Origin of the sequence: Paraburkholderia ribeironis, assembly GCF_900019265.1 — a bacterium.
Classification (GTDB): domain Bacteria; phylum Pseudomonadota; class Gammaproteobacteria; order Burkholderiales; family Burkholderiaceae; genus Paraburkholderia; species Paraburkholderia ribeironis.
In genome coordinates this window covers 68,764-86,037 of sequence record NZ_CYGX02000064.1, presented here as the reverse complement: position 1 = coordinate 86,037, position 17,274 = coordinate 68,764, and the positions used below count along the sequence as shown (strand labels likewise).

The following is a 17,274-nucleotide window of genomic DNA, read 5'->3' as shown; positions in this document are numbered from 1 at the left end:
GCGCTCAACGCACGAAGGACACGACTTTTTCGCCGTGCGAATCCGGCGCGCAGGCGCCAGCGTCATTGGTGTGAGGTGCATCGCCGCAATCCGCAAGACGGCCGATGTACCACTCGCAGAATTTCTCGACGAGCCCTTCGGTGAATGGCGAATACGGTCCCGGTTCATACGCGCTGCTATTCGCGCCACGCTGCGAGTATTCGACGAGCGTGCGGTCCTGATCGTTGGTCGCGCGCCATACGGCGGTCAGATTGTCGACGTCGTAGTCGATGCCTTCGCGGGCGTCCTTATGCACGAGCCACTTGGTGCGCACCAGCGTCTTGCCCGCCGACAGCGGAATCACCGAGAAGCTGACGATGTGGTCGCTCATGAAGTGATGCCACGAATTCGGCTGGGTCCAGAACGACAGACCGCCGAGATCGGCCTGCTGGAAACCGCCGAGCAGCTTCTTCGAGGCGACCTTCGCGTCGAGCGTCTGCGATTCGCCGTCGCGATCGAGTGGCAGGCGCTGCGTGCGAAAACCGGTGACCAGGTCGGCGAGCCGCTCGATCTCCGCCGATGGAAGCTGCATCGCTTCCCACTGCGCGGCGCGGCGCGCGACGGTCGCTTCGAACGCGGCCATGCCTTCTTCGTTGGCGGGCGAGCGTTGATAGCCGAAGCCGTATTCGTACAGTGAAATCGTCAGCTCGGGATGGTTCGCGACGCAGTGATAGCACTCGCGATTATTCTCCATCGTGAGCTTCCAGTTGCCCTCTTCGACAATGTCGATCGACGCCGCGATCTTGCAGCTGGCCAGATCGTGCGGCAGCAGATACGGCTCCATCGCGGCGCGCATCACGGCGAAATCGGTTGGCGGATGCTCAGCAAGGCAAATGAAGATCAGCCCCGCGAGGTTCTCGACGTGCACGGCCTTCAGGCTATGCTTGCAGCGCTCGAACTGATCGCCCATGTGTTCGGCGAACATCAGCTCGCCGGTCAGGTTGTACGTCCAGCTGTGATACGGGCAGACGATATTGCCGAGCGAGCCTTTGTCGCCATTGCACAGGCGCGCGCCGCGATGGCGGCAGACATTGTGGAACGCCCGCACCTGCATGTCGTCGTCGCGCACGATCAGAATCGAATCGAGGCCGATCTCCACCGTGATGTAGTCGCCCGGCTCCGGCACGTCCGGCTCCACCGCGACCTGAATCCAGTGCTGACGGAAGATGGCGTCCATGTCGAGCGCGAAGATCGCCTCGCTCGTATAGAACGGCGCTTCCAGCGAGTAGTTCTTTTTGCGGCGTTCGATCATCGCCCGAACGTCTGCCGAAATTTTCATTGTGTGCTCCGTTGGATGTCACGTCTGGCGCCGCGCCAGGCCCTCCTGGACGCATGCTGGCCCGAACCGGAATTCAGTAATCCACGAGTTGATGCTCGCGCAAATACGCGAGAATCACTTGTGCTTTTTCGACGGAACTCCCTTCAATTACGACGCTGCCGCCGCGGCTCTCGGTCGTCGTCGCCGACAGCATGCGGGCATGGCCGGAGCGCTTCTCGGCGGCGGCGAGGCGCACCGGCTTCGCGGTCGCGGGGCGGCTGGTCCACGCGAGCTCGTCGGGGTTGAGCGTGCGCGAGCCGGCTCCCGCTGGCGCGGCCGCTACGCGCACCACGTGCACCACGCCTTCGCGCAGTCGTGCATACGCGTAGGTCGGCGCGGCATCGGCGAGCGGATGCACGGCGATCAGCGCCGGCAGCCGGACTTCGACCCGGCGGCGCACGCCCTTCGGCATGAATTGCCGGACTTGCGCGCAAGCATCGCGCAAGCTCAGGTCCACGGCGGCGCCGACGAGCGGCACCTCCAGCGCATGGGCGACGCGATACGGCAGCATGCCGCTGTCGAACGCGCCTTCCGCGCGTGTGCCGGTCAACACGAGGTCGTAGCCTCGCAGACGCGCGGCAAGCAGCGGCGCGGCATCGACCTGCATGTGTGGCTCGGCTGAAATCTCCAGCACTTCGACCGAGCGCGCGCCGAGCGCCAGATACTCTTTCAATGCCGGATTCGACGGATCGCCGGCGTGCAGCACGTCGAGCGTCGCGCCATGCTCTTTGGCGAGCGACAGCGCCATCGTCAACGCGGCCGCATCGTTGCGGCTGTAGCGTGCCGTGCCGCTCACAGGATGGCGGCCTACCGAAACGAGAACAGCGATCTTCATGCGAGCGCTCCATCCGCAACCGCGGTCGAGTTGAGCAATGCAGCACCGGTGCCGCGTGCCGTGCGCGCCGCGGCCGCTGCTTCGTCGAGCGCCGCGATGGTTTCCTGGGCGTCCGCGATCACGGTCAGGTTCGCGCGCTTCGCGATCGGCGCGCTGGCGTCGAGATTTACGGCGATCACGTGCCGGCAATCCTTGATGCCTTGCAAATGCTGGACCGCGCCGGAAATGCCGAACGCGATGTAGACGCTCGCTTCGACGGTCTTGCCGGTCGCGCCGATCTGCTTGTCGCGCGTGAACTTGCCGTCGTCGACGGCGACGCGGCTCGCGCCGATCGCCGCGCCCAACGTGGCCGCGAGCCGCTCGAACGCCGGCACGTCGCTCACACCGTTGCCCGCCGAGACGATGAAGTCGGCCTCTTCGAGCGCCAGTTGCGCCGCGTCGATTTCCTCGATGCCGAGATCGCGGATCACACCTGACGCCCCAGCGGCTACGCCGTCGAAACGCCACTCGACCCGCTCGCCCGCACCGACGAACGGCAACTTCGGATCGACCGCATTCGGCGCGAGCAGCACCACGTGCGGCAGTGCGCGCGACGCCAGCGCCGTATTCGCATGGATATAAGCCGCCACATGCGCCGCATCGATTTCGACCACGTGTGTCGCGACGCTGGCATCGACAGCGGCCGCGTAACGGCGGCCGAGATCGCCGTCGCCGGTGGCGTTGTCGGGCAGGAACACGTGCGCCGGCGCATAGGCCGCCGCGCACGCGGCCAGCGCGTTCAGTTCATCGAGCGGTGCGAACGTGCGGCGCTCGAACATCGGCAACACGATCAGTTTGTCGGCGCCGAGCGCGGCGCAGTCATCGTTGAATTCGCCGAACACGAGCAGCACGACTTCAGTGCTCGCGTCCGCGATCAGCGCGGCGCCGGCCAGGGTCTGACGGGCGTGATCGTCGAGCGCGCCGCGCTCAGCGTGCGCGGCCACCAGCAACGTGCGTTGCGGCGTGGCCGTGGTGCGGCGCGACTTCGGCTGTTCACGATGCGCGGCGCCGGGCACGTTGTAGGTCATCGCACCCGCGGCCGCGGTGACACCGAGTGTGATGCGCTTGAGTCCTTGCGCCGTCAGCGTGAACGGACGACGCGGATCGATTCGTTTGAGCGTGTTCATCGCGTTACTCCAGCGCCGCTGCAACCAGTTCGGCGACGTCCAGCACTTCGGGACGCGGCCCCACTACGCCTTCGAGCATCGCCGTGCAATTCGGGCAACCTACCGCGACGATCTCCGCGCCGGTTGCCCGGGCGTCGTCGATGCGGATGTCGGGAATGCGCCGCTTGCCCGGGATATCGGTCAACGGTGCGCCGCCCCCGCCGCCGCAGCAGCGCCCGCGCATGCCGTTGCGCTCCATCTCGACCACCTTGATGCCGATGCTCTTCAAGAGCCGCCGCGGCGCTTCCGTCTCGCCGTTATAGCGGCCCAGATAGCACGGGTCGTGATAGGTGATCTTGCGCTCCGTGAACGCGGCGACCGCACGTGGCGACAGCTTGCCGCTCGCGACCAGTTGCTCGATCAACGCGGTGTGATGCTGCACTTCGTAAAAGCCGCCCAGCGCGCGATACTCGTTGCGCAGGCTATGCAGCACGTGCGGATCGGCAGTGACGATCTTGCTGAACGAATACCGCGCGAGCGTGCCGATCAACTGGTGCGCGAGCTGCTGGAAGGTCGCTTCGTCGCCGAGACGCCGCGCCGTGTCGCCCGTATCGGTTTCGACACCGCCCAGCACCGCGTAATCGATGCCCGCGCGGTTCAGCACCTTCACCAGCGCGCGCAGCGTACGCTGATAGCGCATGTCGAACGCGCCTTCGCCGGCGATCAGCAGCACGTCGACGTGGCGTCCCGGTTGCGCGACCTGCACCTGCAGATCAACCGCCCAGTCATAGCGCGCGCCGATGTCGTAGCCGTTCGAGCTGCCGGTCTCGCGCAGATTCGCGAGCGTGAGCGGCCCCTTGCCCGGCACGCGGCCTTCGACCAGCGTCTGATTGCGGCGCATGTCAACGATCGCGTCGACATGCTCGATCAGCATCGGGCACTCCTGCACGCAAGCGCGGCAGGTCGTGCAGGACCACAGCGTGTCCGCTTCGATCAGGCTGGAAATCAGCGGCTTGCCGGGCGCACCGGCATGCTTGCCGATCTCGATGCCGGGCGTCGGGCTGCCCGCGTAACCGGCATCGGTGCCGCCCACCATGCCGGTGACCAGATCCTGAATCAGCTTCTTCGGATTGAGCGGCTGACCGGCGGCGAACGCGGGACAGGCCGCTTCGCACTTGCCGCACTGCACGCACGCGTCGAAACTGAGCAACTGGTTCCAGCGGAATTCGACCGGCTTGCCGACGCCGTACTCTTTCGCATCGAGCAGCGGTGCCTTCAAGGCGGTGGGCGGGACCACGTCGGCGTTGTGGTCACTGTCGTGGCCGCTGTCGTGACCGGCGTTGTGCCGTCCGGCAAAGCGCTCCTGCCGCGGATGAAACGCGAGGTGCAGCAGCCCGGCGAGCGCGTGCTTCATCGGACCGCCACGTGCCGCGCCGAACGTCATCGTGAACGCACCCGCGCCGATCAGCAGCGCGACGACGACGGCAAGCGCGCCGGACATCGCTGTGGCGGGCAGCACGACGAACAGCACGAGGCCGAGCGCGAACGATCCGAGCAGCAGCGGCAGATGATCCCACGGGCCACGCGAAAGCCGCGCCGGCACCGCCTTCGCGCCATGCCGACGACGCCAGACGAACACCGCGCCCACCAGCATCACGAGCGCGGCGAGCAGGATCAGCCTGTCGAGCCACGGCGAGTAAATCGCCAGACCGTAGTTGACGAACACCAGCGCCATCGCGAGGATCGCTCCGCCCGCGGTGGCGACGTGGGTTCTCGCGATATACGGGTCGCGCGCCACCACGTGATGCAGGTCGACGAAGTAGCGCTTCGGAATCGACAGCAGATTGGTCCAGCCATACGCGCCTGTCGCGGTGGCGCGCCCTTCGCGCCAGTAGGCGGCGCGTCTGGCGAGCGCGAACACGAGACCGGCGATCGACATCCACAGCAGGACGGTGATGACAAACACGGGGCTCATCGTCAGAAATCCTTGCAAAGACGCAGCGCGTCGTAGATCGCGCCGTGAATGTTGTGCATCGAAATGCAATCGCCGACCCGGAACAGCAGGAAGCGGCCGTTACCGAGTTCTTCGCCAAGCGACGGCTGCGGCTCGGACGCGAACAGCTTGTGCACGTCCACCTGGCCACGGTTGACCGACTCCGGCTTGAGCGTCCAGTAAAGCTGATCGTTCGGGGTACTACCGTTTTCGATCACCACCTGATCGACCGCGCGCTCTTCCTGCTCTTCGGTGTACTCGTTGCGAATCACGGCGATCTTCTTGCCGTCTTCCTCGTAGACCTTGTCGAGCCAGTAGTTTGGCGTGTGGATCACGCCCTGCGCGTACAGACGCCGGTAGAAAATCGGGAACGTGGTGCCGCCGACGTCGTCGGCGACCTTCACGTCGGGCGTCACGATTTCGACGTTCGAGCCGCGGCTCGCCATGAAATCGGCGACCCCGGCGCCGGCGTGCGTGCTGACGCCGTCGTACACGAGCACGTTCTTGCCCGGTTCCACCTTGCCGGACAGCACGTCCCACGCGCTCACCGCGAGACCGTCCGCGACGCCCCACGCGGCGACTTGCGACGTGAACGACGAGCCGCCCGTCGCGAGCACGACGATATCCGGCTTCTCGGCCATGATGGTTTGCCGGTCGGCGGCCACACCCAGACGCCGGTCGACACCGAGGCGCTTGGTCTCCATGTCGAACCAGCGCACGATGCCCGCCATCTGTTCACGCTGCGGCGCTTTCGCGGCGAGCATGATCTGGCCGCCCACGTAGTCGTTCTTCTCGAACAGCACCACGTCGTGACCGCGCGACTTCGCGACGCGGGCAGCCTCGAGTCCGGCCGGACCCGCGCCGACCACGACGACCTTGCGCCTGGGCCCACGCGTCTTCTCAATCACATGCGGCATGGTGGCTTCGCGTGAGGTCGCGGCGTTCTGCACGCATAGCACGTCGAGCCCGTTGTACTGGCGGTCGATGCAATAATTCGCGCCGACGCACTGCTTGATCTCGTCCTCGCGGCCGTCGCGGATCTTGATGACCATATGCGGATCGGCAATCTGGGCGCGCGTCATGCCGACCAGATCGACCATGCCGCTCGCCAGCAGACGTTCGGCCTGGCCCGCGTCGCGAATGCTTTGCGCGTGCATGACCGGCAGCTTCACCACCGACTTGATGCCGGCCGCGAGATGCACGAACGGCTCGGGCGGCAGCGCCATCGGCGGCATGCAGTTGGCGAGCGTGTTGTGCGTATCGGCGCCTGAGCCGATCACGCCGAGGTAATCGATCAGGCCGGTTTCGCTCATCGCCTGGGCGATCTCCTTCAACTGCTCGTGATCGAGCCCGTCTTCATGGAACTCGTCGCCGCACATGCGCAGGCCGATGCAGAAATCCGCGCCGACCGCGGCGCGCACCGCCTGCAATACTTCGGTGCCGAAGCGCAGACGGTTTTCGAGCGAGCCGCCCCATTCGTCGGTGCGGAAGTTGGTGCGCGGACTCCAGAACTGATCGATCAGATGTTGATGCGCAGCCGAAATCTCGATGCCATCCATGCCCGCATCCTTGACCCGCTTCGCGGCGGCCGCGAAGTCGTCGATGATGCGGCGGATCTCTTCGACCTCGATGATCTTCGCGTTGCCGCGATGCACCGGTTCGCGCACGCCCGACGGCGACATCAGATGCGGCCAGTGCTCGCCATGAAACGCCGAGCGGCGTCCCATGTGGGTGGCCTGAATCATGATCTTCGCGCCGTGCCTGTGCATCGCTTCGGCAAGCCGCGCGAGCGGATCGATGATGCGGTCGGTCGACAGGTTGACCGATTTCCACCAGCCTTGCGGGCTGTCGATCGACACCGGGCTCGACCCGCCGCATACGGCAAGCCCGACACCGCCCTTGGCCTTCTCTTCGTAGTAACGGATATAGCGGTCGCCGGGCAGGCCGCCCGGTTCCGCATAGACCTCCGCGTGCGCGGTGCTGACGATGCGGTTGCGCAAGGTCAGCTTGTTCAGCGTGAGAGGTTTGAAAAGGTTCGGGTAACGCATCGCGATCGACCTCGGAATGGATGGGCGGCTTGCGCCCTACCGTGCTTGCCTGGGTGCCTGCTTGTGGGCTTGCTTGCAGGCTTGCCTGTTGGCTTGCGGGTTTGGTTTGCTCGTGTATCTGCTAACGTTTCGTCGCCGCGGCCGTCATGACGCGAGCGGTGACACTTCGAACACGCAGTGCGGGTGGCCTTCGGCCGCGCAGCGCGCTTCTTTCGAATGCGACGGCGGGCCTTTGCGCGCGCCGTCCGGCGCGGTGTCGTTGACCCAGTCCATCGCGCCCGCGAACCAGCCCGCGAACATGTAGCAGAGCTTGCCGACCTTGCCCGGCTGCGCGAGCACGAACGACGAGTGATGCAGTTCGATGCGCGCGTGCGAGCTCGACGGATCGGCTTCGGTAATCGTGAAGATGCCCCAGCCGCGTTGCGACAGACGCTTCAGGTAATGCTCGAACACCGCCATGCCGGCGATGCCGTGCTGTTTGGCTTCCTTGTCGCACCAGAAGTACGCGGACTTGTAGCCGGCCTTGTAGAGAATCTGCGCATACGTATCGAGGCCGAGCGCCTCCTCGACGGCGACGTGGTTGTTCGTGAAGAAGTGGCGCGGCACGTACAGCATCGGCAGCGCGTCGGTGGTCCAGACGCCGGTGTCAGGGTCGACGTCGATAGGCAGTTGGGGTTGCATGTGCAGACTCCGTTGTTGTGAGTGCGATCGGGTGGCGCAAAACTCAGACGTTCCAGACTTCACCGAACACGCGTACCCAGTTCTCGCCCATGATCTTGCGGATGCGCGTCTCGCTCCAGCCGGCGCGCTCCATCGCGGCCGTCAGGTTCGGAAACTCGCCGATCGTGCGGATACCCTCGGGATTGACGACCTTGCCGAAGTTCGTCAGTTGGCGATAGCGGCCCTTGTCGTGCGTGATCCAGTCGAAGAACTCGGTGCTGTAGCCTTGCGTGAAGTCCGTGCCGATCCCTACCTGGTCTTCGCCGATCAGATTCACCACGTAGTCGATCGCTTCGAGATAGTCGTCGACCGTCGCGTCCGGGCCGCGCTTCAGGAACGGCGCGAACATCGTCACGCCGACGAAACCGCCCGCGTCGGCGATCTCCTTGAGTTGCTCGTCGCTCTTGTTGCGTGGATGCTCTTTCAGTCCCGACGGGCAGCAATGCGAGTAGCACACCGGCTTCTTCGATGCCGCGATCGCTTCGGAAGAAGTCTTGCCGCCCACATGCGAGAGATCGACCATGATGCCGACGCGGTTCATCTCCTGTATCACTTCGCGGCCGTAACCCGAGAGACCGCCGTCGCGCTCGTAGCAGCCGGTGCCGACGAGGTTCTGCGTGTTGTAGCAAAGCTGCACCACGTTCACGCCGAGATCCTTGAACGCCTCGATATAGCCGAGGTTGTCTTCAAACGCATGCGCGTTCTGAAAGCCGAAGATGATGCCAGTCTTGTTCTCCTTCTTTGCGCGCAAGATGTCTTCGGTGGTGCGCACGAGCGTGAGGATCTCGCCGTACTCGCGGATCTGCTGCTTCATTTCGGCGATGTTGTCGACGGTCTTCTGGAAGCTCTCCCAGACCGAGACCGTGCAGTTCACCGCGGTCACGCCGCCCTTGCGCATGTCCTCGAACACCGAACGCTCGAACTTCGAAATGTTCAGGCCATCGATGATGATGCTGTTGTCGTGCAGATTGCTCATCGTTCGCTCCAGGCGTTATCAGTAGATGGGGAAGCGCTCGCACAGCGCGAAAATCTCGCGGCGCACGTGTTGTTCGGTGGCGGCATGGCCTTCGGGTTGATCGCGCAGCGCGTCGAGCACCTCGACGATCAGCCGGCCGATCTCGCGGAACTCGTTCACGCCGAAGCCGCGCGTCGTGCCGGCCGGTGTGCCGAGGCGAATGCCGGACGTGATGGTGGGCTTTTCGGTGTCGAACGGAATGCCGTTCTTGTTGCAGGTGATGCCCGCGCGCTCCAGCGCCTGTTCGACCTGATTGCCCTTGAGCCCCTTGGGCCGCAGATCGACCAACAGCAGATGGTTGTCGGTGCCGCCCGTCACCAGATCGAGGCCGCCCGCCTTCAGCACTTCGCCGAGCGCCTGCGCATTCGCGAGCACGCCGTCGATGTAAGTCCGGAAGCCGGGTTGCAGCGCCTCGCCGAACGCGACTGCCTTGCCGGCGATCACATGCATCAACGGGCCGCCCTGCAAGCCGGGAAACACCGCCGAGTTGATCTTCTTGGCGATCTCCTCGTCATTCGTCAGGACAAAGCCGCCGCGCGGACCGCGCAAGGTCTTGTGCGTGGTCGACGTGACCACATGCGCATGCTCGACCGGATTCGCATGGCGCCCGGCCGCAATCACGCCGGCGATATGCGCCATATCGACCATCAGCTTTGCGCCGACGCCGTCGGCGATCGCGCGCAGCCGCGCGAAGTCCAGCGCACGCGGATACGCGGAGAAGCCGGCGATCAGCAACGCGGGTTTGTGCTGCTGCGCGAGTTCTTCGATCTGCTCGTAATCGATCAGCAGGGTGTCGCGGTTCACGCCGTATTGCACCGCGTTGAACCACTTGCCCGACAGCGCCGGCCGCGCGCCGTGGGTCAGGTGGCCGCCCGCGTCGAGCGACATGCCGAGCACCGTGTCGCCCGGCTTGGCCAGCGCGAGCATCACTGCGCCGTTCGCCTGCGCGCCGGAATGCGGCTGCACGTTGGCGAACTTCGCGTTGAACAACTGCTTGATGCGATCGAGCGCCAGCGCCTCGACTACGTCGACGTATTCGCAACCGCCGTAGTAACGCTTGCCCGGATACCCTTCCGCATACTTGTTGGTCAGCACTGAGCCTTGCGCTTCGAGCACCGAGCGCGACACGATGTTTTCCGACGCGATCAGTTCGACTTGCGACTGCTGACGCTCGAGCTCTTTCAAAATGGCGCCGCGCACTGCCGCATCGCGGCTGGCCAGCGAGTCTTCGAAGAAAGGATTCGGATTCGACATGGAAGGTCCGTGGGGTCGTTGACGGAAGGCCGGCAAAGGCGCTTGGACACTGCCTGCACCGGCTTGCATGGGGTCTATTCTTGACGTTCGCCCCGCATGTCGATTTATGAATTCAGACGCGTTCTTTGCCTTTTCCGCCATAACCGTCCTTTTTCGACAAGTCGGCGTAGACCTGCCGTGCGCAACAGTTACATGTCTCCGTTACAACCGGTTCACGATGACCCGTCATGTGTCACGCGCTTACTGCACTGCGCTCGATCGTGGTGCGCTGTTCGGGGGCGTCTGAGCACGTGAGCGGCGCCGTTCTGGTGCCGTTTGTCTGGCGATACCGCAATGCAGTCGCCCCGCAACCGAGGGTTTAGCCTGATGGCATGCTAGTTGCGCTAGTACTCAAAATTGCAGTGTCGCCATTCCCCACGGCGACGCGACGTCACAGATTCGAAGGAATCACTCCTCCCATGTCCACCGATCGCACGGCATCGTTGTCGCACTTCGCATTCATGCCGGTCCCCAACTTCACGATGATCGCGTTCACCAATGCGATCGAAGTGCTGCGCATGGCGAACTATCTGACGGGGCAGCCGCTTTACCGCTGGTCGATCGTGAGTCCCGACGGTGGTCCGGTCGCCGCGAGCAACGGCCTGTCGGTGGACACCGGTCCCGTCGAATGCGTCGGCCAGCCGGACATCGTGTTCGTGGTCGGCGGCATCGACGTGCAGCACGCGACCACCCCTGCCCATCTCTCCGCGTTGCGCCGTTTCGCGCGCATGGGCTGTGTGCTTGGCAGTCTGTGCACGGGCACCTATGCGCTCGCACGCGCGGGCTTGCTGGCCGGTTATGCGTGCGCGATTCACTGGGAGAACATGTCGGCGTTGAAGGAGGAGTTCCCCGACACGCGTTTTCTGAAAGAACTGTTCGTGATCGATCGCGATCGCGTGACCTGCACCGGCGGCGTCGCGCCGCTCGACATGATGCTGAACCTGATCGGGCCGCGCGTCGGCACCGCACGCGTCACGCAGATCGCCGAGCAGTTCATCGTCGAACATGTGCGCGACACCAGCGCGCAACAGAAGATGCCATTGGTCGCGCGGCTCGGTTCGGCCAACAAGTCGCTGTTCGAAGTGATCTCGCTGATGGAGAACAACATCGAAGAGCCGCTGTCACGCGAAGAACTGGCGCGCCTCGCCGGCATGTCGCAACGGCAGCTACAACGCCTGTTCCGCGAGCATCTGGGGATGACGCCGACGCATTACTACCTGACGCTGCGTCTGCGGCGCGCACGCGAACTGCTGCTGCAGACCGACATGTCGATCATGCATATCACGATGGCGTGCGGCTTCCAGTCGGCTTGCCACTTTTCGAAGAGCTATCGCGATGCGTTCGGCACCGCGCCAACGCGTGAGCGGCGCAAGCAGGCGCCATCGCTAGCTGCAGCGCCTGTGCTGGCCGCTTGAGTCGCGGCCTCTCTAGTCCCACTCAATGACTGGCACAATCCGCGCCGCGCGTCCCTGTGCGAAGACCGCGCAAAAAACAACGCGCTGAACGGAGATCCGCTCAGCGCGTATGTCGTGCGCCGCGTAGACAGCGTGGCCCATGCATGAGCCACGCGTCAGTCCACCATCAGGCCGCCTTCAGCAACCCATGCGGGTCGATCACAAATTTCCTTGGCGCGCCGCCATCGAATTGCCGATAACCTTCAGGCGCATCATCGAGCGAGACGACCGTCACGTTGACGATATCCGCAATCGGCAACCGGTCCCACAAGATCGCCTGCATCAGATTGTGGTTGTACTTCATCACCGGCGTCTGCCCGGTATGGAATGAGTGCGACTTGGCCCAGCCGAGTCCGAAGCGGATGCTCAGGCTGCCTTTGCGCGCGGCGGCATCGACCGCGCCTGGGTCGTCGGTGACATAGAGGCCCGGAATGCCGATCGCACCGACCGCACGCGTGATTTCCATCAGCGAGTTGAGGACCGTTGCCGGGGCTTCCTCATGCGAGCCGCTGCTGCCGTGACCATGCGCTTCGAAACCGACGCAGTCCACCGCGCAATCCACTTCGGGCTTGCCGAGAATCTGTTCGATCTGCTCGGCGAGCGACGCGTCCTTCGACAGGTCGACGGTCTCGAAACCCATCTTGCGCGCATGCGCGAGGCGCGCTTCGTTCATGTCGCCGACGATCGTGCAGGCCGCGCCCAGCAAACGCGCCGAAGCGGCCGCAGCCATGCCCACCGGTCCCGCGCCCGCGATATACGCGGTCGCGCCGGGCTTCACGCCTGCCATCACCGCACCGTGATAGCCGGTCGGCAGAATGTCGGACAGACACGTGAGGTCGCGGATCTTCGACATCGCCTGCGCGCGATCGGGGAATTTCAGCAGATTGAAATCCGCGTACGGCACCATCACGTACTCGGCCTGGCCGCCGATCCAGCCGCCCATGTCGACGTAGCCATACGCGCCGCCTGCACGCGACGGGTTCACGTTCAGGCACACGCCAGTATGCTGCGACTTGCAGGTCGGACAGCGCCCGCATGCGACGTTGAACGGCACCGAGACGAGGTCGCCGATCTGTAGCGTCTCGACGTCGCGGCCCACCTCGATCACTTCGCCGGTAATCTCGTGCCCCAGCACGAGGCCGACCTCGGCGGTCGTGCGGCCACGCACCATATGCTGATCGGAGCCGCAAATATTCGTGCTCACCACTTTCAGGATCACGCCGTGACCGATCGACCGGCCACGCGGATCGACCATCTTCGGATAGTCGATCGACTGCACTTCCACCTTGCCCTGCCCCAGATACACGACGCCGCGATTGCTGCTCATTGTCTGTCTCCATGTCTCGTGAGCGGCGTGACCGTCTGTGCGATTCTGCACGGCACGCCGTTCAACGAGCGTAGCGCCCCCTGAAACAAGGACATGTAGCGAACGCGACATGAGTTTGGCTGGAACCGACAGCGCCGTTTTTATTGATTGACCGTTCAATATAAAAAAACTACGATGGTCTCTCGAATTCACCTGTCCACGGCCGCCGTTCACAGCCAACGCCCGCACCATGCCCAAACTCGGAATGCGCGAAATCCGTCGCGCGCAGCTGATCGACGCCACCTTGCTCACCATCGACCAGACCGGCCTCGCCGGCGCGACGCTGGCATCGGTCGCGCAGCGCGCGAGCATTTCCACCGGCATCGTCAGCCACTATTTCGGCGACAAGGATGGCTTGCTCGAAGCCACCATGCGCCACGTGCTGCGCGATCTATGGCAAGCCACGTCGAGCCGGCGCCGCGCGGCCAAGGCGGATCCGCGCTCGAAGCTGCGCGCGGTCGTAGCCGCCAATTTCGACGCCGCGCAGACCAGCGGCCCGGTGATGAAAACGTGGCTCGCGTTCTGGTCCGAGAGCATGCACAAGCCATCGTTGCGGCGGCTGCAATACGTGAACACGCGCCGCCTGAACTCGAACCTGTGCGCGGATTTTTCGAAGGCCCTGCCGCGTGCGGCGGCGCGCCGGGCGGCGAGCGGGCTCGCGGCGCTGATCGACGGCTTGTGGCTGCGCGGCGCGCTCGCGGGCGAACCGTTCGACACCAAGGCCGCGCTGCGCATCGCGAACGACTATATCGATCTGGTGCTGACGGCGCGCAACTAGCCGGGCGGCTTTTTACTGAGGAGCAGGTCATGGCGGTATTCGCAACGCAACGTCCTTACATCGGCGGCGGCTATGTCGACGCGACCGGTGGAGAAAGCTTCGACACCTTCGACCCCGCCACCGGCGAAACGCTCGCGAGCGTTCAGCAGGCCTCGGCGGCCGACATCGAGCGCGCGGTGCAAGCAGCGCAAGCCGGGCAACGCGAGTGGGCCGCGTTGACGGCGATGCAGCGCTCGCGCGTTCTGCGCCGCGCGGTCGAGCTTCTGCGCGAGCGCAACGACGAACTCGCCGCGCTCGAAACGCGCGACACCGGCAAGCCGATTGCGGAAACCCGCGCGGTGGACATCGTCACCGGCGCGGACGTGATCGAGTACTACGCGGGGTTGGCCACCGCGATCGAAGGACAGCAGATTCCGCTGCGGCCGTCGTCGTTCGTGTATACGCGCCGCGAGCCGCTCGGCGTCTGCGCGGGCATCGGCGCATGGAACTACCCGATCCAGATCGCGTGCTGGAAGTCGGCCCCGGCGCTCGCGGCGGGCAACGCGATGATCTTCAAGCCGAGCGAAGTCACGCCGCTGTCGGCGTCGAGGCTGGCCGAGATTTATACGGAGGCCGGCGTGCCGGCGGGCGTCTTCAACGTCGTGCACGGTGATGGCCGGGTCGGCGCGCTGCTCGCCACGCATCCCGACATCGCGAAGATTTCGTTTACGGGCGGTGTCGAGACGGGCAAGAAGGTCATGTCGCTGGCCGGCGCGTCGTCGCTGAAGGAAGTGACGATGGAACTCGGCGGCAAGTCGCCGCTCATCGTATTCGACGACGCCAACCTCGAACGCGCCGCCGACATTGCGATGAGCGCCAACTTCTTCAGCGCGGGCCAGGTCTGCACCAATGGCACGCGGGTTTTCGTGCAGCGCGGCGTACTGGAGCGATTCGAAACGCTGCTGCTTGAGCGGGTCAAACGCATTCGTGTGGGCGCGCCGAGCGATCCCGATACCAACTTCGGCCCGCTCGCAAGCGCCGCTCAATTGCAAAAGGTGCTTGGCTACATCGAAAGCGGCGTGCAGGAAGGCGCGCGGCTGATCGCGGGCGGCCAGCGTCTTACCGAGGGGCATTTCAGCCGCGGCCAATATGTCGAACCGACCGTGTTCAGCGGCTGCGATGACGACATGCGCATCGTGCGTGAAGAAATCTTCGGCCCGGTGATGAGCATCCTCGTATTCGACGACGAAGACGAAGCGATCGCGCGTGCCAACCGCAGCGCTTACGGGCTCGCCGCTGGTGTCGTCACCGAGAATCTGTCTCGCGCGCATCGCGTGATTCATCGTCTGGAAGCCGGCATCTGCTGGATTAATACGTGGGGCGAATCGCCCGCCGAGATGCCGGTGGGCGGCTACAAGCAATCGGGCGTCGGCCGCGAGAATGGCATTACTACGCTCGAACACTACACGCGCATCAAGTCCGTGCAGGTCGAACTCGGCCCGTACCAACCGGTGTTCTAAGTTGCTGGGAGCAACGGCGATGGCCTCGAACGAATACGACTACATCATCGTGGGTGCGGGTTCGGCCGGCAACGTGCTCGCGTCGCGCCTGAGCGAAGACGCGGACGTGACTGTGCTGCTGCTCGAAGCGGGCGGCCCCGACTACCGCTTCGACTTCCGCACGCAGATGCCCGCGGCGCTCGCCTATCCGCTGCAAGGCCGCCGCTACAACTGGGCGTACGAGACGGACCCCGAGCCGCATATGAACCACCGCCGCATGGAATGCGGGCGTGGCAAGGGACTCGGCGGATCGTCGCTGATCAACGGCATGTGCTACATCCGCGGCAATGCGCTCGATTACGACGGCTGGGCCGCGCAGCCAGGGCTGGAAAACTGGACCTATCTGGACTGCCTGCCGTATTTCCGCAAGGCGGAGACGCGCGACATCGGTGCGAACGCGTATCACGGCGGCGACGGTCCCGTGCATGTGACGACGAGCAAGCCCGGCAACAATCCGCTTTTCGCCGCGATGGTCGAGGCCGGCGTGCAGGAAGGCTTTGCGCGCACCGACGATCTGAACGGCTATCAGCAGGAAGGCTTCGGTCCGATGGATCGCACGGTGACGGCCAACGGCCGACGCGCGAGCACGGCACGCGGCTACCTGGATCGCGCGAAGACGCGCCCGAATCTGACGATCGTCACGCATGCGGTGACCGACCGCGTGCTGTTCGCCGGCAAGCGCGCCATTGGCGTCGCGTATCTGCATGACGGTGCGCCGATGAGCGCGCACGCGCGCCGCGAGGTGCTGGTGTGCAGCGGCGCGATCGCGTCGCCGCAATTGCTGCAACGCTCCGGCGTGGGCCGCTCGACGTGGCTGCGCGAACTCGATGTGCCGCTGGTTCACGACCTGCCCGGTGTCGGCGAAAACCTTCAGGACCACCTGGAGATGTACATCCAGTACGAGTGCAAGGAACCAGTCTCGCTCTACCCTGCATTGCAATGGTGGAACCAGCCCGCGATCGGACTCGAATGGATGCTGAACGGCACGGGTATCGGCGCGAGCAACCAGTTCGAAGCGGGCGGCTTCATCCGCACGCGCGACGACGACGCGTGGCCGAATCTCCAGTATCACTTCCTGCCCGTCGCGATCAATTACAACGGCTCGAATGCGATCAGGATGCATGGCTTCCAGGCGCACGTCGGCTCGATGCGTTCGCCGAGCCGCGGCCGCGTGAAGCTCACGTCGCGCGATCCCAATGCGCACCCCAGCATCCTGTTCAACTACATGGCCGATCCGCTCGACTGGCGCGAGTTCCGCGACGGTATCCGCATCACGCGCGAGATCATGCGTCAGCCGGCGCTCGATCGCTATCGCGGCCGCGAGCTGAATCCCGGCGCCGAGCTGACCACCGACGAACAGCTCGACACGTTCGTGCGTGCGCGTGCGGAAACGGCGTTTCATCCGTCGTGCTCGTGCAAGATGGGCTACGACGACATGGCCGTGGTCGACAACGAAGGCCGCGTGCACGGCATCGAAGCGTTGCGCGTGGTCGATGCGTCGATCATGCCGCGCATCACCACCGGCAATCTGAACGCGCCGACCATCATGCTGGCCGAGAAGATCGCGGACCGGATTCGCGGACGTGAAGCGTTGGCGCGGGTTGATACGCCTTACTTTGTCGCGAACGGGGTGGCGTCGAGAAGGCGCGGGACGGTGACGGGTTAGGTTTGCTTGGCGGTCGGCTGCATCGGTACAGCGCATACGGCACCAAGGCTTGACGTCCTCACGGCC

The 17,274-nt window shown here is 64.7% G+C and carries 13 protein-coding genes; 4 read left to right on the top strand and 9 right to left on the bottom strand.

What is annotated here, in order from left to right; translation table 11 throughout:
- Positions 1-4 precede the first annotated feature (4 nt).
- From BN2475_RS26025 to BN2475_RS25990, 8 genes are all read right to left on the bottom strand, one after another.
- Entirely contained in the window at positions 5-1,318 is a 1,314-nt protein-coding gene (locus BN2475_RS26025; RefSeq protein WP_094782340.1) for an aromatic ring-hydroxylating oxygenase subunit alpha, read from the bottom strand.
- A 73-nt stretch (positions 1,319-1,391) separates the two neighbouring features.
- Entirely contained in the window at positions 1,392-2,192 is an 801-nt protein-coding gene (locus BN2475_RS26020; RefSeq protein WP_094782339.1) for a drug:proton antiporter, read from the bottom strand.
- Positions 2,189-3,358, bottom strand: a complete 1,170-nt coding sequence (locus BN2475_RS26015; protein WP_094782338.1) for an electron transfer flavoprotein subunit alpha/FixB family protein — start codon at positions 3,356-3,358, stop codon at positions 2,189-2,191. Before BN2475_RS26015 ends, BN2475_RS26020 begins: the two co-directional genes overlap by 4 nt.
- A 4-nt stretch (positions 3,359-3,362) precedes the next feature.
- On the bottom strand, positions 3,363-5,312 hold the full coding sequence (locus BN2475_RS26010) for a (Fe-S)-binding protein (protein WP_094782337.1): 1,950 nt from the start codon (positions 5,310-5,312) through the stop codon (positions 3,363-3,365).
- 2 nt (positions 5,313-5,314) lie between these two features.
- Complete coding sequence (locus BN2475_RS26005; RefSeq protein ID WP_094782336.1) at positions 5,315-7,378, bottom strand: NADH:flavin oxidoreductase; 2,064 nt, start codon at positions 7,376-7,378, stop codon at positions 5,315-5,317.
- A gap of 144 nt (positions 7,379-7,522) precedes the next feature.
- A complete protein-coding gene (locus tag BN2475_RS26000; RefSeq protein WP_094782335.1) occupies positions 7,523-8,059 on the bottom strand; it encodes a DUF5943 domain-containing protein in 537 nt (178 codons plus the stop codon).
- Between the two features lie 43 nt (positions 8,060-8,102).
- Complete coding sequence (locus BN2475_RS25995) at positions 8,103-9,074, bottom strand: dipeptidase (protein ID WP_094782334.1); 972 nt, start codon at positions 9,072-9,074, stop codon at positions 8,103-8,105.
- Between the two features lie 18 nt (positions 9,075-9,092).
- The gene (locus BN2475_RS25990; protein ID WP_094782333.1) at positions 9,093-10,367 is read right to left on the bottom strand and encodes a serine hydroxymethyltransferase; all 1,275 of its coding nucleotides are present in this window, start codon (positions 10,365-10,367) and stop codon (positions 9,093-9,095) included.
- Between the two features lie 458 nt (positions 10,368-10,825).
- On the opposite strand from BN2475_RS25990, the gene BN2475_RS25985 reads away from it, so the two are divergent.
- On the top strand, positions 10,826-11,821 hold the full coding sequence (locus tag BN2475_RS25985; RefSeq protein WP_094782332.1) for a GlxA family transcriptional regulator: 996 nt from the start codon (positions 10,826-10,828) through the stop codon (positions 11,819-11,821).
- A gap of 166 nt (positions 11,822-11,987) precedes the next feature.
- Here the strand turns inward: BN2475_RS25985 and fdhA are convergent, their stop codons facing one another.
- Positions 11,988-13,187, bottom strand: coding sequence for a formaldehyde dehydrogenase, glutathione-independent (gene fdhA, locus BN2475_RS25980; protein WP_094782331.1), 1,200 nt, complete (start codon positions 13,185-13,187; stop codon positions 11,988-11,990).
- Positions 13,188-13,416: 229 nt separating this feature from the next.
- Here fdhA and betI point away from each other — a divergent pair, with 229 nt between their 5' ends.
- From betI to betA, 3 genes are read left to right on the top strand one after another with little or no spacing between them, the layout of a single operon-like run.
- Positions 13,417-14,004: a transcriptional regulator BetI gene (gene betI, locus BN2475_RS25975; protein WP_094782330.1), complete on the top strand. Its 588-nt coding sequence runs from the start codon at positions 13,417-13,419 to the stop codon at positions 14,002-14,004.
- 29 nt (positions 14,005-14,033) lie between these two features.
- Positions 14,034-15,503, top strand: coding sequence for a betaine-aldehyde dehydrogenase (gene betB, locus BN2475_RS25970; protein ID WP_094782329.1), 1,470 nt, complete (start codon positions 14,034-14,036; stop codon positions 15,501-15,503).
- Positions 15,504-15,522: 19 nt separating this feature from the next.
- The gene (betA, locus tag BN2475_RS25965) at positions 15,523-17,208 is read left to right on the top strand and encodes a choline dehydrogenase (protein ID WP_094782328.1); all 1,686 of its coding nucleotides are present in this window, start codon (positions 15,523-15,525) and stop codon (positions 17,206-17,208) included.
- Positions 17,209-17,274: the final 66 nt, after the last annotated feature.